Source organism: Bradyrhizobium sp. NBAIM18 (genome assembly GCF_020193825.1).
GTDB lineage: Bacteria > Pseudomonadota > Alphaproteobacteria > Rhizobiales > Xanthobacteraceae > Bradyrhizobium > Bradyrhizobium yuanmingense.
In genome coordinates, this window is the sequence record NZ_JADYVO010000014.1 from 1 (window position 1) to 21,912 (window position 21,912).

The 21,912-nt window shown below is 65.3% G+C and carries 23 protein-coding genes and 1 pseudogene; 9 read left to right on the forward strand and 15 right to left on the reverse strand.

Going from position 1 to position 21,912, the window contains the following annotated elements:
- From I6F17_RS25820 to I6F17_RS25860, 9 genes and pseudogenes are all read right to left on the reverse strand, one after another.
- Positions 1-1,153, reverse strand: a 1,153-nt coding sequence (locus I6F17_RS25820) for a Gfo/Idh/MocA family oxidoreductase (RefSeq protein ID WP_225190448.1), incomplete at its 3' end; no start/stop codon positions are given.
- Positions 1,154-1,196: 43 nt separating this feature from the next.
- Positions 1,197-1,511 carry a septal ring lytic transglycosylase RlpA family protein gene (locus I6F17_RS25825; RefSeq protein WP_036037541.1) on the reverse strand — a complete coding sequence of 105 codons (315 nt, stop codon included), beginning with the start codon at positions 1,509-1,511 and terminating at the stop codon, positions 1,197-1,199.
- A gap of 101 nt (positions 1,512-1,612) precedes the next feature.
- Entirely contained in the window at positions 1,613-2,458 is an 846-nt protein-coding gene (locus I6F17_RS25830) for a CmcJ/NvfI family oxidoreductase (RefSeq protein ID WP_225131816.1), read from the reverse strand.
- 313 nt (positions 2,459-2,771) lie between these two features.
- On the reverse strand, positions 2,772-3,710 hold the full coding sequence (locus I6F17_RS25835; RefSeq protein WP_036037537.1) for an ABC transporter substrate-binding protein: 939 nt from the start codon (positions 3,708-3,710) through the stop codon (positions 2,772-2,774).
- Complete coding sequence (locus I6F17_RS25840) at positions 3,707-4,807, reverse strand: LLM class flavin-dependent oxidoreductase (RefSeq protein ID WP_225131815.1); 1,101 nt, start codon at positions 4,805-4,807, stop codon at positions 3,707-3,709. Before I6F17_RS25840 ends, I6F17_RS25835 begins: the two co-directional genes overlap by 4 nt.
- 20 nt (positions 4,808-4,827) lie before the next feature.
- Positions 4,828-5,990, reverse strand: a pseudogene (locus I6F17_RS25845) (acyl-CoA dehydrogenase family protein).
- Positions 5,984-6,781, reverse strand: a complete 798-nt coding sequence (locus I6F17_RS25850) for an ABC transporter ATP-binding protein (RefSeq protein ID WP_225131814.1) — start codon at positions 6,779-6,781, stop codon at positions 5,984-5,986. Before I6F17_RS25850 ends, I6F17_RS25845 begins: the two are co-directional and overlap by 7 nt.
- Positions 6,775-7,797, reverse strand: a complete 1,023-nt coding sequence (locus I6F17_RS25855) for an ABC transporter permease subunit (protein ID WP_225131813.1) — start codon at positions 7,795-7,797, stop codon at positions 6,775-6,777. The genes I6F17_RS25850 and I6F17_RS25855 overlap by 7 nt, the downstream gene beginning before the upstream one ends.
- Positions 7,775-8,875: an ABC transporter substrate-binding protein gene (locus tag I6F17_RS25860; protein WP_225131812.1), complete on the reverse strand. Its 1,101-nt coding sequence runs from the start codon at positions 8,873-8,875 to the stop codon at positions 7,775-7,777. The genes I6F17_RS25855 and I6F17_RS25860 overlap by 23 nt, the downstream gene beginning before the upstream one ends.
- Positions 8,876-9,012: 137 nt before the next feature.
- Here I6F17_RS25860 and I6F17_RS25865 point away from each other — a divergent pair, with 137 nt between their 5' ends.
- Both I6F17_RS25865 and I6F17_RS25870 read left to right on the forward strand, forming a co-directional pair.
- Positions 9,013-9,270, forward strand: a complete 258-nt coding sequence (locus I6F17_RS25865) for a hypothetical protein (protein WP_225131811.1) — start codon at positions 9,013-9,015, stop codon at positions 9,268-9,270.
- Positions 9,271-9,353: 83 nt separating this feature from the next.
- Positions 9,354-10,334: an ABC transporter substrate-binding protein gene (locus I6F17_RS25870; RefSeq protein ID WP_225131810.1), complete on the forward strand. Its 981-nt coding sequence runs from the start codon at positions 9,354-9,356 to the stop codon at positions 10,332-10,334.
- Positions 10,335-10,457: 123 nt separating this feature from the next.
- Here the strand turns inward: I6F17_RS25870 and I6F17_RS25875 are convergent, their stop codons facing one another.
- On the reverse strand, positions 10,458-10,916 hold the full coding sequence (locus tag I6F17_RS25875; RefSeq protein ID WP_036037515.1) for a hypothetical protein: 459 nt from the start codon (positions 10,914-10,916) through the stop codon (positions 10,458-10,460).
- Between the two features lie 340 nt (positions 10,917-11,256).
- Between I6F17_RS25875 and glgC the strand changes: the two genes are divergently transcribed.
- Genes glgC through I6F17_RS25890 form a run of 3 tightly spaced genes read left to right on the forward strand, consistent with a single transcriptional unit; the run spans position 11,257 to position 14,262 of the window.
- Entirely contained in the window at positions 11,257-12,519 is a 1,263-nt protein-coding gene (glgC, locus tag I6F17_RS25880; RefSeq protein ID WP_036006706.1) for a glucose-1-phosphate adenylyltransferase, read from the forward strand.
- Positions 12,516-13,970: a glycogen synthase GlgA gene (gene glgA, locus I6F17_RS25885; protein WP_225131809.1), complete on the forward strand. Its 1,455-nt coding sequence runs from the start codon at positions 12,516-12,518 to the stop codon at positions 13,968-13,970. The genes glgC and glgA overlap by 4 nt, the downstream gene beginning before the upstream one ends.
- Positions 13,971-14,001: 31 nt before the next feature.
- Positions 14,002-14,262: a SemiSWEET transporter gene (locus I6F17_RS25890; RefSeq protein ID WP_036006700.1), complete on the forward strand. Its 261-nt coding sequence runs from the start codon at positions 14,002-14,004 to the stop codon at positions 14,260-14,262.
- A 47-nt stretch (positions 14,263-14,309) separates the two neighbouring features.
- On the opposite strand, the gene I6F17_RS25895 is transcribed toward I6F17_RS25890, so the two are convergent.
- Entirely contained in the window at positions 14,310-15,104 is a 795-nt protein-coding gene (locus tag I6F17_RS25895; RefSeq protein WP_225131808.1) for a class III extradiol ring-cleavage dioxygenase, read from the reverse strand.
- 154 nt (positions 15,105-15,258) lie between these two features.
- On the opposite strand from I6F17_RS25895, the gene I6F17_RS25900 reads away from it, so the two are divergent.
- Positions 15,259-15,438 (forward strand): hypothetical protein, encoded by a 180-nt coding sequence (locus tag I6F17_RS25900; protein WP_036006694.1) that lies wholly within the window; start codon positions 15,259-15,261, stop codon positions 15,436-15,438.
- 7 nt (positions 15,439-15,445) lie between these two features.
- On the opposite strand, the gene I6F17_RS25905 is transcribed toward I6F17_RS25900, so the two are convergent.
- Together I6F17_RS25905 and I6F17_RS25910 are read right to left on the reverse strand one after the other, a co-directional pair.
- Positions 15,446-16,930, reverse strand: coding sequence for a carboxylesterase family protein (locus I6F17_RS25905; protein ID WP_225131818.1), 1,485 nt, complete (start codon positions 16,928-16,930; stop codon positions 15,446-15,448).
- Between the two features lie 79 nt (positions 16,931-17,009).
- Positions 17,010-17,258 (reverse strand): hypothetical protein, encoded by a 249-nt coding sequence (locus I6F17_RS25910; RefSeq protein WP_036006688.1) that lies wholly within the window; start codon positions 17,256-17,258, stop codon positions 17,010-17,012.
- 191 nt (positions 17,259-17,449) lie between these two features.
- Between I6F17_RS25910 and I6F17_RS25915 the strand changes: the two genes are divergently transcribed.
- The 3 genes from I6F17_RS25915 (at position 17,450) to I6F17_RS25925 (ending at position 20,950) form a co-directional block, all read left to right on the forward strand.
- A complete protein-coding gene (locus tag I6F17_RS25915) occupies positions 17,450-20,137 on the forward strand; it encodes an alpha/beta hydrolase fold domain-containing protein (RefSeq protein WP_225131807.1) in 2,688 nt (895 codons plus the stop codon).
- Between the two features lie 135 nt (positions 20,138-20,272).
- Positions 20,273-20,545: a hypothetical protein gene (locus tag I6F17_RS25920; protein WP_225131806.1), complete on the forward strand. Its 273-nt coding sequence runs from the start codon at positions 20,273-20,275 to the stop codon at positions 20,543-20,545.
- 84 nt (positions 20,546-20,629) lie between these two features.
- The gene (locus tag I6F17_RS25925) at positions 20,630-20,950 is read left to right on the forward strand and encodes a hypothetical protein (RefSeq protein ID WP_036006679.1); all 321 of its coding nucleotides are present in this window, start codon (positions 20,630-20,632) and stop codon (positions 20,948-20,950) included.
- A gap of 22 nt (positions 20,951-20,972) precedes the next feature.
- On the opposite strand, the gene I6F17_RS25930 is transcribed toward I6F17_RS25925, so the two are convergent.
- Both I6F17_RS25930 and I6F17_RS25935 read right to left on the reverse strand, forming a co-directional pair.
- A complete protein-coding gene (locus I6F17_RS25930) occupies positions 20,973-21,128 on the reverse strand; it encodes a hypothetical protein (protein WP_172787410.1) in 156 nt (51 codons plus the stop codon).
- Between the two features lie 101 nt (positions 21,129-21,229).
- The gene (locus tag I6F17_RS25935) at positions 21,230-21,748 is read right to left on the reverse strand and encodes a septal ring lytic transglycosylase RlpA family protein (protein WP_225131805.1); all 519 of its coding nucleotides are present in this window, start codon (positions 21,746-21,748) and stop codon (positions 21,230-21,232) included.
- Positions 21,749-21,912: the final 164 nt, after the last annotated feature.

The window sequence follows — 21,912 nt, forward strand, 5'->3', positions numbered from 1 at the left end:
GCCCCTCCTCCGCCGCCCAATATCCCGCATAGTTCACCTTGATCGTCTCATAGGCCAGCGCGAGGTCCGACAGCGGCTGGCGGCCCGTCGCGACGCATTCCATGAAGTCCTGGATCTCCTGCAAATAGCCGCGCGTCCATTCCTCCTCGAGACAGACATATTGCCAGCCGGTCTTGCGGTCGACTTTTTCGGTGATGTAGACGGAAGCGAGCTTCTCCTCGCTGGTCTGATAGCTCATCAGATGATTGTTCGGCGTGATGTTGGCGAACAGGGAGCCGCCGCTCGTATAGGTCTCGATCAGATTGCGCACGCCGCCCATGATCATGTCGCCGGAGAACACGGTCGCCTTGGTGCCGTCCGAGAAAGTGGCGGTGAGCGTGCCCCAGTCCTCGACGTCGACGGGATTGGCCTTGATGTAGCTGCGCTCCTCCGGCTTGAGCCCGGCCGTGACGTTGCCGACATCGCCGGTGACGCTGGCGACGCGGATGCGCTCGCCGCGCGCCCTGGCTTCGACCTGCTTCAGATACAGCACGGCCGAGAGCGGATGGCAGCCCATGCGGATCAGCGAGCCGCCGCCGGTCATCGCCCACTGCGCGGCATGCGCGGCGTGGGAGCCGGAATGGCTCTCCTCGCCCTTCATGAACAGGATCTTGTCCTTGGTCGCCTTGATGATCTCGGCGGTCTTGGTCACCGCCGGCGCGTAGATCCAGTCCTCGGCATACATGAAGAGTTTTCCGGTGCGCTCGATCGCGGCCCGCGTCCTGTCCATCTCTTCGATCACGCGTTCATACATCAGCGCCTTCGGCACGTGCTTGCCGATCGGCTGCTGATCGCCTTCGCGGCCGAAATAGCCGGCGAACGGCTTTTCGCAGATGACGTGCTTGCCGGACTGCATGGCGGCGACGATCATCTCGGCGTGAAGATTGGGCGGGGTGCAGATGTCGACGACGTCGAGATCGCGGTCGGCGATCAGCTCGGCGAAGCTGCGGTAAACACGCGGGATATTGTGATGCCCGGCAAACGCGACAACCTTGTCGCTGCGGGCAGCAACCGCCGCGACCTCGACGTCAACGCCATAGACGCGCCGGAACGCATACATGTGCAGCTCCGACACGAAGCCGCAGCCGACGAGTCCCACCCTGATCCGAGTCATAGCGCCCCCTTGCTTTCGGCGGCACTATAGCGCGCTCGGACGCCTAATCCACCGAGACCCGCACCACGCCGGCGCTCATCATGCCGAGCGCGCGGGCGGCCGGCACCGAGAGATCGACGATGCGGCCGCGGATGAAGGGACCGCGATCATTGACGCGGCACTGGATCGTGCGTCCGCTGTAGGACACCCTGAGCACGCTGCCGAACGGACGGGTGCGGTGGGCACAGGTCAGCTCCCCGCCTTTGCCGGCTTTGCTGTATCCGTAGTACGAAGCAAGCCCGCTTTCAGCGTGGGCAACAGAAAAGGCAAAAAGCAAAAAGCTGGCCAGAGATACCAATAGTGTCATCTGCGCTTGCACGGCACCCTCCCGGTTGCCCTGCCCGGCGCTGCAAACGTCCCTTGTTCCCTCCGGTTCCAGGAACCCTGCCGGCAAGTGCCCGGCAGGGCTATCACACTTTGTTACTGCCGGTGGAACACCAGCGTGCGGACCTCGATGCTCTCGCGCGGCGCGGCATCGGCCGGCGTGGTCGGATCGACGAATGCGGTATGCGGCCCGAAACGGGTCCGGCCGTCGGTTGCGGAATCGTAGCACTTCAGCAACAGCGCCTCATCCGGCGTCATCTCCGGGAAATAGAACCAGCGGTGGTTCGGATTGTATTTCACCGAATAGGTCTCGCCGCGGCGGTTGGGATAGATCAGGTCGGAAGCGACGAGGTCTTCCGGCTTGACCGTGGTGCCGTCGGCCATGGCGAGCGGTGAATCCCGCAAGGGACCGCGGATCGGCCGCCACAGATTGATCACCTGCACGCGCCCCTTCAGCAGCTCGTCGGCTTCATCAGGCAGATGCTCGCGGACGCGGTTGGTGCCGGACGTGATGGTCTGGTCGACATGGACGCGCGTGGCCGGCTGACGCGGGCCACCGTCGCGGATATCAGGCGCGCCCTCGACACGCTTGCGCACAGTGTGGTCGAAGATGACGACACGGTCGGCCTTCAGCGTCGCGCGCAGAAAGGCCTCCACGGCGGGATAATAGACCGCCCTCACCTCGTCCTCGTTGTAGAAATCCTTCACCTGCGTCGGGTGACGCACCAACGCAAAGCCCTCGCGATCCAGCGAGAAGTTCTGCGCGATCAGCCGCGCATCGAAGATCGGCACCTTGTGCGGCTCCGGCAGCGAAGTGCTCTTGGGCTCACCCGGCGGCGGATCGAACGCGTAGGTACGCGGCTTGCCTTCGATCGGTGCGAGATAATTGAGTTCGGCAGTGACGAAGGGAAGCGATTCGATTTTTGTTTCTTGCAGGCCCATGGCCGGTCTCCCGATGTGGTCGTCGGATTGATCTTTGCGGGAGTGCGCCGTGCCGCAAGAGCTGCGGCGCAAATAGCAATGAGGGTTTTGTCGGGCGGTGAGAATGCAGAAGGAATATTTCGAAGAAGGCGATTGCGCTGGAACGTGCTCGTCGCGCTTCACGAATGCTTGAGTGACTCGTGAGCTCTCACACCCACAGTCGTCATTCCGGGGCGCCTGAAGGGCGAGCCCGGAATCCATCGAGCCGCAATGTCTGTCGATGAATGGATTCCGGGCTCGCGACTTCGTCGCGCCCCGGAATGACGGCGGAGCATTACAACCCCGCCTTCGCGATCGCGTCCGTGAACGAACGATCGACGATCTCCGCCGCATCGAGCTTCTGCTTGATCAGTCCCCAGCGGAAATAGAGGTCGATCGTAGCCTGCTCATCGGCGATCACGCCGTCATCGATCGGCGCGATGCGGATCTTGGCGCGCGACAGCCAGTTCTGCGGCACGGCGGTGGGGATGTTCATCAACCTGCCCCAGGTCGCCGCGTAGCTGTCGATGTTGTTCAGCGACCACGCCCGCGCCGCGGTGAGGCGGCGGATGAAGTCCGTCAGCTCGGCGCGCTTGTCCCTGATCGCGTCGGGCCGCGCCACCTGGAAGCTTAGCCCCGGTGTCAGCCCTTCCGAGGTGATGATACGGCGCGATTTGAACAGCACCTCCTCCTGGCTGACATACGGCTCCCAGGTCGACCATGCATCGACCGAGCCTTGCGTGTAGGCGATCTTGGCGTCGGACGGCGCCAGGAACGCGATCTGCACGTCACTCGCGCTCCAACCGTTCTTCTCGAGCGCCGCGAGGATCAGCTGATGGCCGATCGAGCCGCGGCCGGTTGCGATCTTCTTGCCCCGGAGATCGGCAAAGCTCTTGATCGCCGAGTTCTCGGGCACGAGGATCGCGAGCCCCTCGCGCGTCTGCCTGATGGCAGCGATCGCCTTCACCGGCGCACCGGAGGCGGCGGCGAAAGTGAACGGCGCATCGCCAACGAGGCCGGTCTCGATCGCGCCGGCGCTGAGCGCTTCCAGCAAGGGAGCCGCCGCCGGAAACTCCCTCCACTCGATCTTGTAGGGGACTTCCTTGAGCACGCCGGCCGCTTCCATCACGGCCTGCGCATTGCCCTTCTGATCCCCGACGCGCAAGGTGGTTTGCGCAGCTGCGACTTCGAACGAAGCGAACAGCAGCGCGCCGGCCAGCATGAGGCGGATCATTCCGCGGCCTCGCCGCGAACGGCCTGGCGCTTGGCAATCAGCTCGCGCGTCAGCGGGATCAGCTCGCGGCCGTATTCGATGGCGTCGATCAGCGGATCGAAGCCGCGGATCAGGAAATGGCTGATGCCGAGGTCGTAATAATCGCCGAAGACTTCGGCGACCTGCTCGGGCGTGCCGACCAGCGCCGTGGTGTTGCTGTTGGCGCCAGTGAGCTTTGCGATCTCGGTCCAGAGCCGCTTGTCGATGCGGCTGCCCTGATCGGCGAGCGCGAGCAGCCGGCGCGCGCCGGCGGTGGCGTGGCCGTCGGCCGGCTTGCGATAGCCGGTCTTGTCCTGCAGCGCGGTGGCCCGCACCAGGATCTCCTCGGCCTTTTCCCAGGCCTGCTTTTCGGTCGGCGCAATGATCGGCCGCACCGACAGGCTGAAGCGCGGCGTCGGCCGCCCCTGCCGCACCGCCGCGTTGTGGACGCGCGAGGTGACGTCGCGCACCTGGGCATAGGACTCACCCCACAGCGCAAAGGTGTCGGCGTGCTTGCCGGCAACGTCGATCGCCGCATCCGAGGCGCCGCCGAAATAGACGCGGATGCCTTCGGGACGATACGGCTTCACCTGCGAGAAGCCGTTCTCGACCCGGTAATACTTACCGTTGTAGCTGAACGGCGTGTCGCTGCTCCATTCCAGCTTGAGCACGTCCAGGAACTCGGAGGTGCGGGCATAGCGCTCGTCCTTGTCGTCGAGCGTATTGCCGTCCTGCCGGAGCTCGGTCGCGTTGCCCCCCGTGATGACATGCAGGGCGACCCTGCCGCGGGAAAACTGGTCGAGCACCGCGAACTGCCGCGCCAGCAATGTCGGCGCAGTAAAGCCGGGCCGCTGCGCGATCAGCACGTTGAGCCTCTCGGTGTGGCTCAGGACGTGCTGGGCGACCTGGAGCGCGTCGGGCGAGGTCGAATGAAACGCCAGCAGCGCCCGGTCGAAACCGGCATTCTCGTGCGCCTTCGCCACCGTCTCGATATGGGTCGGATTCAGCACCGGCCCTTCCCGGACGACGGTCTCGGACGAATTGTTGTTGCTGATGAAACCGATGAACTCGATCGACATGATCGTCTCCCTGTTGATCCCTAGAGGCCGAGCGCGGCACGGCCGAGGCCGATGCGCGTGGAATCGTCCTGCGGCGTGTGCACGCGGCCGCACAGCACGTCGCGATAATGCCGCTCCAGCGGATTGGCGCGGCTGAGCCCGTGGTTGCCGGTCAGCGACAGCGCATCCTCGACGGCCGCAACGGCGTTGTTGGTGACCGTCAGCTTGACCACGTTGGATTCACCGGCGGAGAGCTCGACCCCATCGTCGAAGTCTCGGGCGAACGTGTCGATCAGCCGCGCGTTGACCGCAAGCCGCGCCTCGATCGCACCGAGGATCTCCTGCGCGCGGGCTAAGGTCGCGAGCGGCGCGCCGAGGCTGGCGGGCACGCGTTGCTTCAGGAACGTGATCAGCCAGTCGCGCGCGGCACGGGCAACGCCGTCATAGATCGCAGCGACGAAGACGGTGTGGACGGTCGCCTGCGTGACGTCGAGCGTGCGCCAGTCCGCCGGCTTGCGCACGTCGACCTCGGCATCGAGCGGGATCACGACGTCGTCGAAGATGACGTCGTGGCTGCCGCTGGCGCGCAGGCCGTGATGGTCCCAGGTCTCGACGATGCGCGTGCCCGGCAGGCCCGCCGGCACCAGGAACTGGCCGACCCGCGGCTCGGCCTCGTCGGTGCGCGCCCAGACCAGGTACCATTTCAGGATCGGCGAGCCCGTCGAGTAGATCTTGTGGCCGGAGACGCGCCAGCCGGCTTCAGTGCGCCGCGCGATCGTCGCCGGCAGGCCGCCGCGCGCGGGCGAGCCGAGCTCCGGCTCGACGCGCAGGGCATTGATGAGCGCGATGCCCTCGACGCTCTCGCGCGCGAGAGCCGCGCCGGCCAGTTCGGGCTGCGCGCCATCACGAGATGATTGATGTAATGCATCGACAGCACCAACGCCGTCGGCGGATCGGCCTTGCCGAGAATGCCGAGCACGCGCGCGGCATAGCGCGCGCCGGCACCGGCCCCGCCATGAACCGCCGGCACCGTCAGCGACAGCAAGCCCGCCTCCGACAGTTCGCGAAAATTCGCGAAGGGAAAGCTGCCGACGCGGTCGTGCGCGGCCGCGCGCGCTGCAAAGCTTGTGGCGAGCGTCGCGGCGCGGGCGATGTAGTCGGGCTCGCTATGAGCCGTGCGGCCCTTGGCTATGGAGGTCACCATGTGGCGTCCAGCCCCAACAGTCCAAGGATCTGACGGCGCAAGTCTGCCAGATAAGGATCGCCGCGATGGCGCGGATACGGCCGGTCGACGCGAATGTCGGCCTTCACCCGCGCGGGCCGCTCGCTGAACACGACGACGCGGTCGGCGAGCACCAGCGCTTCCTCCGCATCATGCGTCACCAGCAGCGTGGTGAACCCCTTGCGCTGCCAGAGCGCAACGAGCTCGGCCTGCATGGTGATCCGGGTCAGCGAGTCCAGTTTTCCCAGGGGCTCGTCCAGGATCAGGATCTTGGGATCGTTGACCAGCGCCCGCGCCAGCGCGACGCGCTGCGCCATGCCGCCGGAGAGCTGGTGCGGATAGGCATTGCGGAAGGACGACAGTCCGACGAGGTCGAGCGCAGCATCGACGCGCTGGCGCTGGCTCCTCAGAATGCCCTGGGCCTCGAGGCCCAGGGCGACGTTGTCCCAGACCGACCGCCAAGGAAACAGGGTCGGATCCTGGAATACGACGACGCGCGACGGATGCGGGCGCCTGATGCGCTCCTCATCCTCCCGCAGCCTTCCTGCCTTGGGCTTGTCGAGCCCGGCCACGAGCCGCAGCAAGGTGGACTTGCCGCAGCCGGACGGGCCGAGCAGCGCGACGAACTCGCCGGGCTCAACCGAAATCGAAACATCGCTCAGCACCGGCAGCTCGGTGCCGTCGATATCGAAGGCGTGGCTGACCTGCTCGATGTCGAGCGCAGCGCCGGCGGCCGGATGCGTGACCGCATCGGCGAGAGCTGTGGCTACCATTTGACGGTCCCCTTCTGCCAGACCAGGAGGCGATCGCGGATCGCAAACAGCAGCGTGATCGCGCCGGAGCAGAGCAGCGACATCACGATCAGCGCTGCATACATGTTGGCATAGGCGGCCCAGCCCTGCGCCCATTGCAGGTACCAGCCGAGCCCGGCCTTCACGCCGATCATCTCGGCGACGACGAGCACGGCAAAGGACGAGCCGAGCCCCATGAACAGGCCGACGAAGACGTGCGGCAATGCCGCGGGGATCGCGACCTTCAGCACCAGGAACGACGGCTTTGCCCCCAGCGTCCGCGCAACGTCGTAGTAGGCGTTGCTGACGCTCGCGACACCCGACCAGGTCAGCACCGTCACCGGAAAGCCGGTTGCGAGCGCGATCAGGAAGGTCGAGGCGCTCCAGCTTGAGGGGAAGGTGAAGAAGGCAATCGGCAGCCAGGCGGTTGCCGGCAACGGGCCGATGAAGCGCAGCACCGGATGCACCCAATAGCCGACCGCGCGCGACCAGCCGATCGAGACGCCGGTCAGGAAACCGATCGTCGCGCCGATCAGATAGCCGCCGAGCTGCAGCTTGATCGATGCAAAGACGCTGTCGAGCAACTTCGGCAGATCGTCGGTATAGACCTCGATGATCGCCTGCGGCGGTGGGAAGAACGGCAGCGGCAGCCAGGCGAATTTTGCCGTCGCGACCTCCCACACCGTCAGAAACGCCCCGAGCGCGACCAGCCATGGCGCCCGCTTGTGCAGCGCCTGTCCCGCCGATCCCAGATAGTCGGCGCCGACGGTATCGAACAGCGCGAGCGCCGCGATGATGAAGGCGGCAATGCCGAGCGAATGGGTGCGCGACCAATCGCCGACATCCTGCCACCACAGGCAGGACAGGCCGAAAGCGATCCACGCGACGCTGGCGAGCACGCCGACGCCGGATTGCCGGATCCACGTCGCCAGCAGCGGCACGCGCGAGGTACGCGGCGCGCCGGAGGCGAGGCCGTCAGACAGCGAATACGTCGACATAGATGCGCTCCGCGAATTTGGCGGTGTCGGTGCTCTGCTTGAAGACCTGCACGCTCTTGAGGTCGTCGGCATAGGCCTTGAGCTCGCGCTTCAAGATATCGCCGACGGGATGATGATGGTGGGTGTGGTAGCGCACCATGCCCTCGATATCGGCGAGCGTCGCCGCCTTGGGCGCATAGGGCTGGAACGATTTCGCCGCGACCGTCGCATTCTGCGCCGTGAACATCGCGGCATCGAGCAGCGCCCGGGTGATGGCGCGCGCGACCTGAGGCTCTTCGCGCACGAGCGAGCCGCGCAGGCCGAGGATGCAGCAGCTCTTCTCGCGGTACTCGCCATCGAGATTTGAGGCGACCTCCTTGTACTGCGTGTCCTTGAGCCAGAGATAGGCGAGCGGATCGGACGACAGGAACGCCTGCACCTCGCCCTTCTCCACGGCAACGTTGAGCAGATTGCCGGGATAAGCGCGCCAGTCGACGTCCTTCACCGGATCGATGCCGAGCTTGGCCAGCTGGATCGAAAAGAAGTTCTTGTCGGGACCAGCGAGATCGCCGACCGCAACGATCTTGCCCTTGAGGTCGGCAAGCTTCGCGACGCCGGAATCGGCGCGCGACAGCACGCGCATGCAGCCGCCATGGGTGCCTGCGGCGATCTTGACATCAAACCCCTGCTCCAGCGGTTTCAGCCAGCGCAGCGCCATGCCAAGACCGGCATCGCTCTTGCCCGTCGCGATGGCTTCGAGCAGCTGGTCGGTCGAGCCGGAATAGTTGACGAGCTCGACGTCGAGATTATGCATTTGGAAGAAGCCGTGCTCGATGGCGACCGGCACCGGCGCGAGGCAGACGGCGCCGGCATTCCACGACAGTTTCAGCTTGCGCGGCGCGCCGGTGAGCGCGGGTGCGTCGGAGGCGGTGCGGCACAGCGGAAACTCGGAGAAGTCGACACCCGGCGCGATGGCGCGCGGTGCAAAGGCCTGCGCGCCCAGCGCGCCGAGCGGCGCGGCAAAAGCGGCGGCAAGCCCTGCCTGAAGCAGGTGGCGCCGGTCGAATTTCGATCCGCTGCGCTGGTTGTCGTTGGTCATTGGCCCCTGGCTCCTGCGCTGGCACGGCTCCGCCGTGTGCGCAACGGGTCGCGTTGCGCATGTTCCGTGCGGAGCTGCGTTGAGAGAAAATTGTTCCGTCGGCGCTTCCCGCGCCGCATTGATGCGATGCGCAAATCATGCGGCGCGTTCGCGACATCGTCAATGAAATGGATTTTCGAATGTTGCGCGAAGGGAAGTCATTTCTCTCCATCTGCGCATGCGGGAGCGATGAAAGGATTTTCGCAGATGCAGGGGCACGCAAGGTCAAGCGCGACTCCATCGCCTGCTGCATCCCTGTGCAGCTTCGGCCGCGCACGCGGCGCATTCTCGAAAGCAGCGCTCCGCTGAAACGTCATTGCCTGAAGCACGTACAATACGGTTGCCCATTTCATTGACGGCACGCCGCGCGCTCATAGACTTGCGCGTCTCGCTGCATCGTTTGCTCACGCCTCGTGAGCGACGCAACAAGACGGATCCAATGAGCATCAACTCTCACCACCATTCCATCACGCGCCGGCTCGCCACCTCGCTGCTCGCCGCCGCGATCGTACTATCGACCGCCGCCGCATCGCTCGCCGCCGACAATGTCGTGCTGCGCGTCGGCGACCAGAAAGGCGGCAATCGCTCGCTGCTCGAAATCTCCGGCTATGCGAAGGACCTGCCCTACAGAATCGAATGGTCGGAATTCCCCGCGGCCGCACCGATCCTCGAAGCGCTCAATGCCGGCGCGCTCGACGTCGGCTACACCGGCGATCTCTCGTTCCTCTCGGTCTATGCCGCGGGCGCGCCGATCAAGGCGATCGGCGGCACGCGCTCGGATGCGAAGACGCAGGCCATCCTGGTGCGCCAGGAATCCCAGATCAAATCAGCGGCCGACCTCAAGGGCAAGCGCCTCGCCGGCACACGCGGCGGCTGGGGCCAGTTCCTGATCGATGCGACCTTGGAGAAGGCAGAGATCAAGCTGGAGGATGCGACCTTCGCGCCGCTCGGCCCGGTCGATGCCAAGATCGCGCTGCTCGCCGGCTCGATCGACGCCTGGGCGGTGTGGGAGCCCTACGTCTCGTTCGCAACGTTGAAGGACAAGGCCCGCGTCATCGCGAACGGCGAAGGGCTGACGCCGACCATCACCTTCATCGTTGCCTCCGACAACGCCATCGCCACCAAACGCGCGGCGGTGCAGGACCTGGTGCAGCGGCTGAACAAGGCGCGGCTATGGTCGCTCGACCATCTCGGCGAGTACGCCAAGAACACCGCTGAACTGACAAAACTGCCGGAGGACGTGCTGCTGTCGGCCTACACTGCGCAGCGCACCAGCCCGATCGTGGTCGACGAGAACGTGGTCAAGGAGGTGCAGGAAGCCTCTGACCGCGCGACGCGTTACGGCATCCTGCCGAAGAAGCTCGACGTCAGCAAAGCCGTCGACCGCAGCTTCACGGCTGCGGCCGCGGGATCGAACTAGGCGGAGGCGGCGGGATGCACAGGCTTCGCCTCAGGCCAGGGCCATTGCATCTCGCCGCGATCCTGCTCATGCATGTTGCATGTATGAGCCTGATCGTGTGGCTCTCGTTCTAGCCGCGCGGTCTCACCAGTAGCCGCGGTAGTAGGGACGGTAGACCCCGTACGGCCGGTGATAAACCCGGTACGGCCGGTAGTAGCCATAGCTGTAGTACGGACGATAGGGCCGATAATATCGCGGATAGACCGGTGCGTAGCCGTAGCCGCCGTAATAGGCGGGGGCGTAACCATAGCCGTAGCCCGGATATCCATAGCCGTAGCCGCCGTAATAGGGGCCGCCGTAGCCGTAATAGCCGTAAGGAGACCCCGCGGCGATGGCACCGCCGATGAGCGCGCCGGCTGCGAGACCACCGAGGGCTAAGCCCCAGCCGCCGCCGCGCCAATGCACCGGTGTGACATTATCACCGGCCGCAGCCTTCATCGTCGCAACGTTGGTCGGCATCGGGCCCGCCGTGGCCTGCCCGATCTGGGCCGCCATGACCACGCCGGCCAACGAACAGGCAATTGCCGTCTTCCAGATCCTCATCGTCTTACTCCCTGTCTGACCTTTCGTTTGGAAAAGGATCGCAGCGCCATGATCGGGCATCCTTGCGCCAAGTCAAAGCGCAGAATTTTCAAAGCCTGGAGTTTGCGTGCACCGCACAAGACGCTTGCCTCCGTTCTGATCACTGGTGCCCGGCGACGTCGTCGCCTGTGACAGCCGCACGACGGTGGCTGAGGCCCGATCACCCCGGCAGGGCATTAAGCTTCCGGTGCATTCGCAACCAACAACCACCTTCACGATTTACTATTCGTGCCATTACTATCGGTTCCAATGTGCGCGGCCGGGAGGCTTCTCGCGAGCGCCAGAGTTGTGGGAGGATCACATGAGTGCCGCGAGACCCGAGCCGCTTGCCCGTCAGGCGCTGGCGTTTGTCCTGGCCGGAGGACGCGGCAGCCGCCTGCTGGAGCTGACCGACCGCCGCGCCAAGCCGGCGGTCTATTTCGGCGGCAAGTCCCGCATCATCGATTTCGCGCTGTCGAACGCGGTGAACTCCGGCATCCGCCGTATCGCGGTGGCAACCCAATACAAGGCGCACAGCCTGATCCGGCACCTTCAGATGGGCTGGAACTTCTTCCGCCCCGAACGCAACGAGAGTTTTGACATCCTGCCCGCCAGCCAGCGCGTCTCCGAGAGCATGTGGTATGTCGGCACGGCGGACGCGGTGTACCAGAACATCGACATCATCGAATCCCACGCCTGCCGCTTCATCGTCGTGCTGGCCGGAGACCACATCTACAAAATGGACTACGAGGTGATGCTGCGCCAGCACGTCGAGAGCGGCGCCGACGTCACCGTCGGCTGCCTGGAAATGCCGCGGACCGAATCTTCCGGTTTCGGTATCATGCATATCGACGAGAACGGCTGGATCCAGGAGTTCCTGGAGAAGCCGAAGGATCCGCCGCCGATGCCGGGCAAGCCGGACGTCTCGCTCGCCAGCATGGGCATCTACGTGTTCGACGCGAAATTCCTGTTCGATCAGCTCAAGCGCGATGCCGAGGACCCGAACTCGAACCACGATTTCGGCAAGGACATCATTCCCTACCTGGTCAAGAACGGCCGCGCGATGGCGCACCAGTACTCGACCTCCTGCGTCCGCTCCGGCAGCGACACTCGCGCCTATTGGCGCGACGTCGGCACGGTCGACGCCTATTGGGCCGCCAATATCGACCTCACCGACGTGGTGCCCGAGCTCGACCTGTTCGACCGCGCCTGGCCGATCTGGTCCTATGCCGAGATCACGCCGCCGGCGAAATTCGTCCATGACGAGGAGAGCCGGCGCGGCCAGGCGGTGAGTTCGCTGGTCTCCGGCGGCTGCATCATCTCCGGCGCGTCGCTGCGCCGCTCGCTGCTGTTCACCGGCGTGCGCATCAACTCCTACGCCAATGTCGAGAATGCCGTGATCATGCCTTACGTGAGTGTCGGCCGCGGCGCCCGCTTGAGGAACGTCGTGATCGACCGCGGCGTCGAGATCCCGGAAGGGCTCGTCGTCGGCGAGGATCCCGAGTTCGACGGAAAGCGCTTCCGCACCACCGAGCAGGGCATCTCGCTGATCACCCAGCCGATGATCGACAGGCTCAATACATGACGCCTGTTCGCGTCCTCGCGGTCGCCTCTGAAGTCTATCCCCTCGTCAAGACCGGCGGCCTCGCAGATGTTGCGGGCGCGCTGCCGGTTGCGCTGAAGGCGCATGGCGTCGAGATGCGCACCTTGCTGCCGGGCTATCCCGACGTGATGCGCCTTTTGTCCGGCACAGAGGAACTGCGGCGCTGGCCCGATTATTTCGGCGGTCCCGGCCGGCTGCTGGCGGGTTCGCATGCCGGGCTCGATCTGTTCGTGCTGGACGTGCCGCATCTCTATGCGCGGCCGGGCAACCCCTACGTCACCACTGACGGCGTCGACTGGGCGGACAACGGCGCGCGCTTCGCCGCGCTGTCGCGCGTAGCGGCCGATATCGGCCACGGCCTCGTGCCGGCCTTCGTGCCCGATGTCGTGCACGCCCACGATTGGCAGGCGGGGCTCGCGCCGGCCTATCTGCACTACGACAATCGTCCGCGGCCCGGCACCGTGATGACCATTCACAACATGGCCTACCAGGGCAAGTTCGCTCCTGAGCTGATCGGATCGATCGGCCTGCCCTGGCATGCCTTCAACGTCAACGAACTGGAATATTTCGGCGGCATCAGCTTCTTGAAGGCCGGCTTGCGCCTTGCCGATCGCATCACCACGGTATCGCCGACCTACGCGAAGGAAATCCAGAGCGACGAAGGCGGCATGGGCCTCGGCGGCCTGCTTCGTGAACGATCCAATGTGCTGAGCGGCATCCTCAACGGCATCGACACCGAGGTCTGGAATCCGCAAACCGATCCGCACATCGCCTACCGCTTCGGCGCGGAAGACCTGACATTCCGGGCCGCGAACAAGGCGGTGCTGCAGCAGCAGTTCAACCTCGATTCCTCGGACGAAGCGCCGCTGCTCGGCGTCATCAGCCGGCTGTCATGGCAGAAGGGGCTCGATCTCCTGATGGAGGCCATCCCGACCATCCTGCGCGAAGGCATGCAGCTCGCGCTGCTCGGCAGCGGCGACCGCGATCTGCAGGATGGCTACCAGGCCGCGGCCCGCGCCAATCCGGGCCGGATCGGCGTCGTGATCGGCTATGACGAGATTCTCGCGCATTTGATCCAGGCCGGCTCGGACGCGCTGATCGTGCCGTCGCGCTTCGAGCCGTGCGGCCTGACCCAGCTCTGCGCTCTGCGCTATGGCGCCGTGCCGATCGTCTCGCGCGTCGGCGGCCTCGAAGACACCATCGTCGATATCGGCGAGGCCGACGCGTCCGGCCACGATGCCACCGGCTTCAAATTCGCCCCCGTGACGGCGGATGCCCTCGCCGGCACGCTGCGCAAGGCCAACATTGCCTTCCACGACAAGCTGACCTGGCGCCGCCTGCAGCGCAGCGGCCTTGCGACCGACGTCTCCTGGCGCAACCGCGCCGGCGACTATGCCGCGCTCTATCGCGGGCTGATGGCGGCCCGCGCGTGAGGCAGAGCCGAATCCATGCTATAGAGCCGACATGGACCCCTTCGCGATCAAGCTGCTCGGCTTTGCCGCCGCCACCTGCACCACCGTCGCCTACGCGCCGCAGTTCATCAAGGTCTGGAAGACCCGCTCGGCGCGCGACATTTCTCTCGGCATGTTTCTGGTCATGATGCTGGGCCTCACGCTCTGGCTCATCTACGGCCTGCTTTCAGGCGATGCCCCCCTGGTCGCGGCGAACGCCGTCACCATGGTTCTCGCCGGCGGCATTCTGGTGATGAAGCTGAGATATGGGTGAGGCTTTCTTCGCCTCTCCCCGCTTGAGGGGCCAGGGAGAAGAGATCATTACCCAAACACATACGAGGCCATCGCCACATGCGCGACCTCGTCGACGAAGACGCGCCGTCCGACGTCGCTTCCCGCAGCACCGGCCGCCACCATCAGCGGCAGCAGATGGTCCTCGCGCGGATGTGCAAGGCGTGCGCTCGGCGCGTTCTCCCAATCGACCAGCATGGCATTGCGGCGCGCCGCATCGGGGTTGCTGATTGCCTCGTTCAGATAGGCCTCGAAATCATACGAGACGGGCTTGGACTCCGGACGGTTGAAGCCGCGCATGTTGTGATAGGTCAGGCCGCTGCCGACGATCAGGATGCCTTCGTCGCGCAAGGATGCGATCGCTTGCCCCACCTTGACGTGCTCGGCCGCGTCATAGCTGGACTTCAGCGACAGCAGCACGATCGGCATGTCGGCATTCGGATACATCAGCCCGAGCGGAACGAACGTGCCGTGATCGAAACCCTGGTCGGGATCTTCGCGGCAATCGAGGCCGGCATGCGTCAGCAGCGCCTTCACTTGCGCGGCAAGCTCGGGCTTGCCCGGCGCCGGATATTTGATGTGGTAGGTATGCTCGGGGAAACCGTAATAGTCGTACACCATCGGCGGACCCGGCGAGGTCGACACCGTGAAGGCGTCGGCTTCCCAATGCCCGGTGATGACCAGCACCGTCTTCGGCCTCTCGGGCAGAAGCTGCGGCAAGTTCGCGAACGCCTCGGCGGTCTTGGCATATTGCACCCGCCTGTCCTCCATGAAGGGCCAGGGGCCGCCGCCATGCGACAGGAACAGGGTCGGAAATCGCGTCATCGGCTCGTCTCGTTGACAACGGGCGCGTGCGAGCAGTCCGCACGATCGGCGATGAGCATAGGCAAAGCGGCATGGTTAGCAAGTCGTTAACGATTTGCCGCCCAGAATCCCCGCTGGGCCGAAGCAGTCGGCCTGAAGACAAGTGAGACGTACGATGAGGAAGTTTGCGCTGGGGGACGTCGTCAACAGTGACAAGGGTCGCCGCGGTGTCGTCCGCGCCGCCTTCAAGTCGCGGGATGGCCAGCAGTTCTATGCCGTCGAGAAGGACGGCGCGATGGATTACCTGGAGGAAGACCGGCTCAGCCCGGCGCCGCGCGTCGAGCTCGCGGCTTAAATCCGCTTCATCTCCGGCCCTCATTTGCGAGCCGGTCGAGACGATCCGCGATCGGATCGTCGCCGCTCGCGATGCCATCGTTCGTGATCAGCAGCAGGCGATCGCCGCTAGCTGCGTCCCAGCGTGGCAGGTCGGGACCATGTAGGTCGGGACCATTGGGATCGCCACTTCGGGCGAAGTTTATCCAATAGGCGCGCATGCGGCCTGCGACCTCGCGGTCGCGCCGCGACAGGATGCCCGCACCGGGCACGCCTTCCGTACCGAAGATGAACTGCAGCTCGCGCCCGTGGCCGACGTCCGGATTGGCGCGCCTGGCCTCCGGCACATAGGCGAAGCGGTAGCGAAAAGTCGGCGCGCCGCCTGCCGCGTGCAGACGTGCCAGCAGCCGCACCGGCTCGGAAAAGACCTTGTCGGTGTAAATTCTTGCCGCGAGATCCGAAGGTCTGGCGAGATCGGGATAGAGCTTGCGCAATTCGCCGCCGCCCGCGCCCGGCGGCGCAAGCTCCTCCTTGATCGCGGTCTCGTTCTCCAAGCCGGTCTCATCCTCGTTCGAGCCGATGATCAGGGGAATGCGGCTTTGGCGTCCGGCCGCAAAACCCGCGGCGGGGTCCTCGGTCGCGAGACGTCCATCCATCATCGGTGCAAAGCTGTGCGGCGATTTATCCAGCAGTTGTTTCTCGGCGGCCAGCAGGCGCCGCGGCTCGACTGCACGCAGATCCATGTTCACCGAAAGCGCGGCCACGAACTCCCGGCCGATGGCATCCGCCTCTTCTGCCGAACGCAGGCGCGCGCGGCCGGGCACCGATTGCAGAATGGCCTTGTGGAAGAGATTGCGCGCTTGCGCGGACAGCATCAGCAGTGCAATCGATGTCGCGCCTGCATCGCTGCCGAACAGCGTGACGTTATCAGGATCGCCGCCGAAGGCCGCGATGTTGTCGTGCACCCAGTGCAGCGCGGCGATCTGGTCCATCAGGCCGAAATTGCCGGAGCCGGCGTCCGACAGCGCGGGATGCGAGAGCCAGCCGAGCGCGCCGAGGCGATAATTCACGGTGACCACGATGAGGCCCGCCTGCGCCAGCTTGGCGCCATCGAACAGCGGATCGTTCGCGGTGCCCGTGACGAACGCGCCGCCATGGATGAACACCATCACCGGCAACGGGCCGTCGACCCCGAAAGGACGAAACACGTTCAGCGTCAGGCAATCCTCGCTCGCCGCCGGCAGCGCCGGCTGAAGGCACGGCGCGCCGTATTCGTAGGCGGTGCGCATCTCCGAGCTTTCGGTCGTCGGCTGCGGCGGTTGCCAGCGCAACGCGCCGAGCGGCGGCGCCGCGTAAGCCAGCCCCTTGAACGAGGCCACCTCGCCCTCCACGGCGCCGAGCATCTGCCCTTCACGCGTCAGCGCGAATGGAAACTGCCCGACCGGCTGAGCGGCGGCCGGGCCGACGCCACACAGGACTGCAATAGCCGCAACGAATGCAAGCCAGGCCCGCATCTTCGCAACGATCTCGATGAAGGGTTTCGGCAGGTTATGTCCGAAGCCGTCGGCGAGGCAAGCCTCGCGCGCCTTGAGCCTAACCGCCTTTGCCAATCAGCTCCGCGAGCGCGTGGCGCGCGACGATGCCGAGCTCGCCGAGCGTGGAGTGTCCCGCCCGCGCCGCCTCGATCAGGCGCTCGGCGATGAACCTGCGGCTGTCGTGATCGCCGCCATGCGGCAGTTGCCGGCACGTCTGCTCGAGGACGACGTCCATGTTCGCTTTGGTGCGTTCACTCAACTCTGTCATGACGCCCGGGCGGTACGCGTGGCTTGTAAGCGCAAGCATACACAGAAGGACGATGGCTGATTACCCCGGGCGATCACGGCCATTGTGCATCGCGGTGCGTGTGGTGCCACAACCTTCGCGCGGTCACGAAGCCGCCGCAAACGACCACCCTAAGATTGCACTTGCTGTAATGACAAGCTGAGCCTGCGGCGATAGCCTGCCGCCAAAACAAGACATCCGGGAGGAATACCATGCCTGACGCAATGGTCGCCACACGTACCTCCGATGAGCGCGGAACCCCTCAGCAGGTCGATGTTGCCGTGGTCGGCGCCGGATTTGCCGGCCTTTACCTTCTGCATCGGCTGCGCAAGGCGGGGTTCTCGGCGGTCGGGCTCGACAAGGCCGGCGATGTCGGCGGCACCTGGTATTGGAACCGCTATCCTGGCGCGCGCTGCGACATCCAGACCATCGACTACAGCTACACGTTCGATCCGGAGCTCGAGACCGCCTGGACCTGGTCGGAGAAATACGCGACCCAGCCCGAGATCCTGCGTTACCTCGGCTTCGTCGCCGATCGCTACGATCTGCGCCGCGACATCCGTTTCAAGACCAAGGTCACCGAAGCCAGATGGGACGAAGCGTCCGAGCGCTGGCTCATCACCACCGACAATGGGCCGCCCGTCTCCTGCCGCCATTACATCATGGCGACCGGTTGCCTCTCCGCGCCAAAGCCGCCGGAGATCGACGGCGTCAAGGACTTCAAGGGCGAGGTCTATTTCACCGGGCGCTGGCCGCATGACGGCGTCGATCTCAAAGGAAAGCGCGTCGCCGTGATCGGCACCGGCTCCTCGGCGATCCAGTCGATCCCTGTGATCGCCGAGCAGGCCGCGCATCTGACGGTGTTCCAGCGCACACCGAATTTCGCATTGCCGGCGCATAATGGCCCGGCGCCCGCGGACCGCATGAGCCTGCTGCAGAGCGACCGCGCGGCCTATCGCGAGCAGGCGCGGCAGTCGATGGCCGGCGTGCCCTACCCGCAGCAGACGGTCGTGAGTTGGCAATTGAGCGATGCCGAGCGTCGCGAGCGGTTCGAGCGCGCCTGGGCGGCCGGCGACCTCGTCCACATCCTGACGCAGCTCTGGGCCGACCAGGCCGTAGACGTCGACGGCAACAAGATCGTCCAGGACCTGATCCGCGAGAAGATCCGCGTCGCCGTCAAGGATCCCGAGACCGCCGCGGCGCTGATGCCGGACGACCATCCTTTCGGCGCAAAGCGCCCCTGCCTCGAGACCAATTATTACGCAACCTACAACCGGCCGAACGTCACGCTGGTCAATCTGCGCAAGGAGCCGATCAAGGCGATCACCGCGAGCGGCATTTCCACGAACGGCCGCAGCTTCGAAGTCGACGTCATCGTCTTCGCAACCGGCTTCGACGCCATGACCGGCGCGATCCGTGCCGTGCATCCGATCACCGGGCGCGGCGGCAAGTCGCTGTCCGATGTCTGGGCGCAGGGACCGCAGACCTATCTCGGCCTCACGGTCGAGGGCTTCCCGAACTTCTTCATGATCACCGGCCCTGGCAGCCCGTCGGTGCTATCGAACATGGCGGTGTCGATCGAGCAGCATGTCGACTGGGTGGTCGATCGCCTTGCATCGCTGCGCGATGCCGGCTTCACCACGATCGAGCCGACCGAGACGGCGCAGGCCGGCTGGAACAGGCACATGGCCGACTGCTCGATGCTGACGCTGCACCGACTCGCCAACACCTGGTACACCGGCGCGAACGTGCCCGGCAAGGTGCAGGGCCTGATGCCCTATACCGGCGGCGTCGGCCCTTATCGCAGCATCTGCGACGAGGTGGTCAGCCGCGGCATGCTCGGCTTCAAGCTCACCGGCCCCGACGGCACGGTCCAATGCAATGACGGCGAGGTGGTGCGCCTGCAGCCGGACGTCCGGCTGGTGCTGAACCTGCTCGCCTCGCTCAACCTGCCGCCGATCGAGTCGATGGGCGCGCTCGGCGCCCGCGCCTTCGTCAACGAGTTCAACAAGGGCCGCCCTGCAGGTCGGCCAATTGGCGAGATCGTCGACGGCACCCTGCCCGTCGCCGATGGCGCGCTGCCCTACCGCGTCTACAAGCCGGCAACGCCGGGACCGCATCCGGTCGTGGTCTATTTCCACGGCGGCGGCTGGGTGCTCGGCGACGAGCAATCGGACGAGCCGTTCTGCCGCGACATGGTGCGGCGGACCGGCATGATGTTCGTCAGCGTCGGCTATCGCCACGCACCGGAGCATCGTTTCCCGACGGCTGCGGAAGACGGCTATGCGGCCACGCGCTGGATCGCCGCGCACGCCGCCGAACTCGGCGGCAGACCGGGCCCGGTGCTGGTTGCAGGCTGGAGCGCCGGCGGCAACATCGCCGCCGTCACCTGCCAGCTCGCGCGCGACCGCGGCGGGCCAGCCATCGCCGGCCAGCTTCTGGTCTGCCCGGTCACCGACTGCAGCTTCGATCGGCCCTCCTACAACGAAAATGGGACCGCCTACTTCCTGACGCGCTCGCTGATGTACTGGTTCTGGGACCTCTATTGCTCGCCGGCGGACCGCACCGACCCGCGGGTCGCCCCGCTGCGCGGCAAGGTCGCCGGCCTGCCGCCGGCCCTCGTGGTCACCTGCGAGTTCGATCCGCTGCGCGACGAGGGCATCGCCTATGCCGAGGCAATGGCCGCAGCGGGCGTGCCGGTCGAGCAATTGAAGGCGCGCGGCCACTTCCACTCGTCCTTTGCGATGGTGGACGTGGTGATCACAGGCGTGTCGGGACGGGTGCAGATGGCGGAAGCCTTGCGGCGCTTCGCCGGACTGCCGCCCAAGATCAGCGGCAGTGACGGTCACGGAGATGGTCACGCCAGCCCGCGGCACGAGATCGCGGCGGCGGCGAGCTGACGCAGCCACGAGGCGGCCGGGAACCTTTTCCCGGCTGCCGCGTTCGGTGTCTGTGGCATTGAGTGCAGCGACAGGTGTATCGGCCCCGGCACACGAGCACGTGTGCTGGGGTCCTGTTTTGCGTGAGGCAGGGCGATGGGGGACGTGGTCGGGGATTCAAAGGTCAATTTCGGCGCGCTTGCGGTGCTGCATAAATGGCCATCACTTGCCAATCGGCGCCAGCCTGACCGGGAGCCCTACCAGCTCATCGAAGGCACGCTCGACGATTGCATCTCGGCTTTCATGCAGAAACCGGCGACGACCCGCCATCTCTACGAGATCCGCACCGTAGCGCAGCCGCCGCTCGTCACCGAAATCCTCTCCCCCGAACACGTCCTCGAGCTGTCGCGCTTGAGAGAATTTCTCTGACGCCCTTCACAAGCGCGCGAGTAGGAACCTTCTTCCGGTTCTTCCCGTTGTCAGGGATCAAAGCAATGACGTGAGCGCCTCGAGATGTTTGACGCCGGCGTATCATCACCGATCGTGCCTTACGGAGCGGACCAGACCCTGTTCGTGGTGGTTGATCGCCGTGACGAGGCGACCGAAATCCGCATCGAGCGCAGCGATCTCGACACCACGATCGGCGAGCTCGTCGCCGGCTGCTTCAATGACCCGATCAAGGTGATCTCGTTCAACACGCTCGAGCACTGGATGAAGGATATCTCGTGCGACGTCGCCGGCGAGATCCGCGCACGCTGCGACATCTATGGAATAGAGCTCCCCGATTATCTCAGCGACTTCATCGAAAGCCATTCCCAAAGCGCGATGAAATGAAGCTCGCTTGCCGAAAGGACGGCTAGTTGCGACGGTGCTTGCCGGCGATGACCTCGATCTCGCGGCGGCGTTCGCCCGCGAAGGTCAGCAGCTTTTCGATCGTCAGCGTATCCGTGATCCGTTTGGCGAGCCGCTCGGCGCGCGCAGCCTGATCTTCGAGATGCTGGATCGTGTTCAAGCGTCGCCCCCCCAAAGCCCCGAATTGTGCGGACAGCCATGGTGCTTGAGAAGCCGCTAACAGCCGGTTAAGCGCGCCGCACGGTCGCGACGCGTGGCGCCCTATTGCACGACTTCGAGCCTGACATTGGTAATGCCCTTGTCGACCATGCCGAGCGCCTCGGCGGCGGACGGCGAGATGTCGACCACGCGTCCGCGCACGAAGGGCCCGCGATCGTTGACCCTGACCGTAACGAAACGGCCGGAGGAGGTCTCGGTAACGCGCAGCTTGGTGCCGAACGGCAGGGTGGGATGCGCCGCGGTCAATTCGTTCCTGTCGAACTTCTCGCCGCTCGCGGTCTGCGTATCCGAATAGAAGCTGGCGATGCCGTGCGAAGCGGTTTGCTTTGCGTCGCGGTCGGTGACGCGCGCCCGGCTGATCGGGCGCGGATGCAGCGCCGCCACCCGGTGCGGGCGCTCGACCGCGGCTTGCCGGGTTGTTCCGGCGAGATCGGCTTTCTGACGGCCGACCGGCGATTGCGAGCAGGCAGCGAGCGATGCGGCACCCAGGACCGCGAGCAATAACCGGCTCGAGCTCGCCAGCGACATCCGGGCAGTTTCGGCACTTGCAATGCGAGACATGATGCGCCCTCCGAACAACCCCAAGTTTCGGTGGGCAATGAGGGCAGAACCTTGTCGGAACAAAAGCGGCTCTGGGGCCGCCTTCGTTTCGCGCCAGCTGTGGCGATTCCACCACAGTGACCTGTTCAGAATCGGGACAGATCGGCGAAGGATGCAGCCCGATA

Bases quoted from the DNA above. Each gene is read 5' to 3' on its own strand.
- I6F17_RS25870 (WP_225131810.1), top strand. From the start codon at position 9,354: ATGAGCATCAACTCTCACCACCATTCCATCACGCGCCGGCTCGCCACC.
- I6F17_RS25920 (WP_225131806.1), top strand. From the start codon at position 20,273: ATGGGGGACGTGGTCGGGGATTCAAAGGTCAATTTCGGCGCGCTTGCG.
- I6F17_RS25935 (WP_225131805.1), bottom strand. From the start codon at position 21,748: ATGTCTCGCATTGCAAGTGCCGAAACTGCCCGGATGTCGCTGGCGAGC.
- I6F17_RS25835 (WP_036037537.1), bottom strand. From the start codon at position 3,710: ATGATCCGCCTCATGCTGGCCGGCGCGCTGCTGTTCGCTTCGTTCGAA.
- I6F17_RS25925 (WP_036006679.1), top strand. From the start codon at position 20,630: ATGTTTGACGCCGGCGTATCATCACCGATCGTGCCTTACGGAGCGGAC.
- I6F17_RS25905 (WP_225131818.1), bottom strand. From the start codon at position 16,930: ATGCGGGCCTGGCTTGCATTCGTTGCGGCTATTGCAGTCCTGTGTGGC.
- I6F17_RS25830 (WP_225131816.1), bottom strand. From the start codon at position 2,458: ATGGGCCTGCAAGAAACAAAAATCGAATCGCTTCCCTTCGTCACTGCC.
- I6F17_RS25855 (WP_225131813.1), bottom strand. From the start codon at position 7,797: ATGTCGACGTATTCGCTGTCTGACGGCCTCGCCTCCGGCGCGCCGCGT.
- glgC (WP_036006706.1), top strand. From the start codon at position 11,257: ATGAGTGCCGCGAGACCCGAGCCGCTTGCCCGTCAGGCGCTGGCGTTT.
- I6F17_RS25890 (WP_036006700.1), top strand. From the start codon at position 14,002: ATGGACCCCTTCGCGATCAAGCTGCTCGGCTTTGCCGCCGCCACCTGC.
- I6F17_RS25840 (WP_225131815.1), bottom strand. From the start codon at position 4,807: ATGTCGATCGAGTTCATCGGTTTCATCAGCAACAACAATTCGTCCGAG.
- I6F17_RS25865 (WP_225131811.1), top strand. From the start codon at position 9,013: ATGCGGCGCGTTCGCGACATCGTCAATGAAATGGATTTTCGAATGTTG.
- I6F17_RS25910 (WP_036006688.1), bottom strand. From the start codon at position 17,258: ATGCTTGCGCTTACAAGCCACGCGTACCGCCCGGGCGTCATGACAGAG.
- I6F17_RS25895 (WP_225131808.1), bottom strand. From the start codon at position 15,104: ATGACGCGATTTCCGACCCTGTTCCTGTCGCATGGCGGCGGCCCCTGG.
- I6F17_RS25860 (WP_225131812.1), bottom strand. From the start codon at position 8,875: ATGACCAACGACAACCAGCGCAGCGGATCGAAATTCGACCGGCGCCAC.
- I6F17_RS25875 (WP_036037515.1), bottom strand. From the start codon at position 10,916: ATGAGGATCTGGAAGACGGCAATTGCCTGTTCGTTGGCCGGCGTGGTC.
- I6F17_RS25915 (WP_225131807.1), top strand. From the start codon at position 17,450: ATGCCTGACGCAATGGTCGCCACACGTACCTCCGATGAGCGCGGAACC.
- I6F17_RS25850 (WP_225131814.1), bottom strand. From the start codon at position 6,781: ATGGTAGCCACAGCTCTCGCCGATGCGGTCACGCATCCGGCCGCCGGC.
- glgA (WP_225131809.1), top strand. From the start codon at position 12,516: ATGACGCCTGTTCGCGTCCTCGCGGTCGCCTCTGAAGTCTATCCCCTC.
- I6F17_RS25900 (WP_036006694.1), top strand. From the start codon at position 15,259: ATGAGGAAGTTTGCGCTGGGGGACGTCGTCAACAGTGACAAGGGTCGC.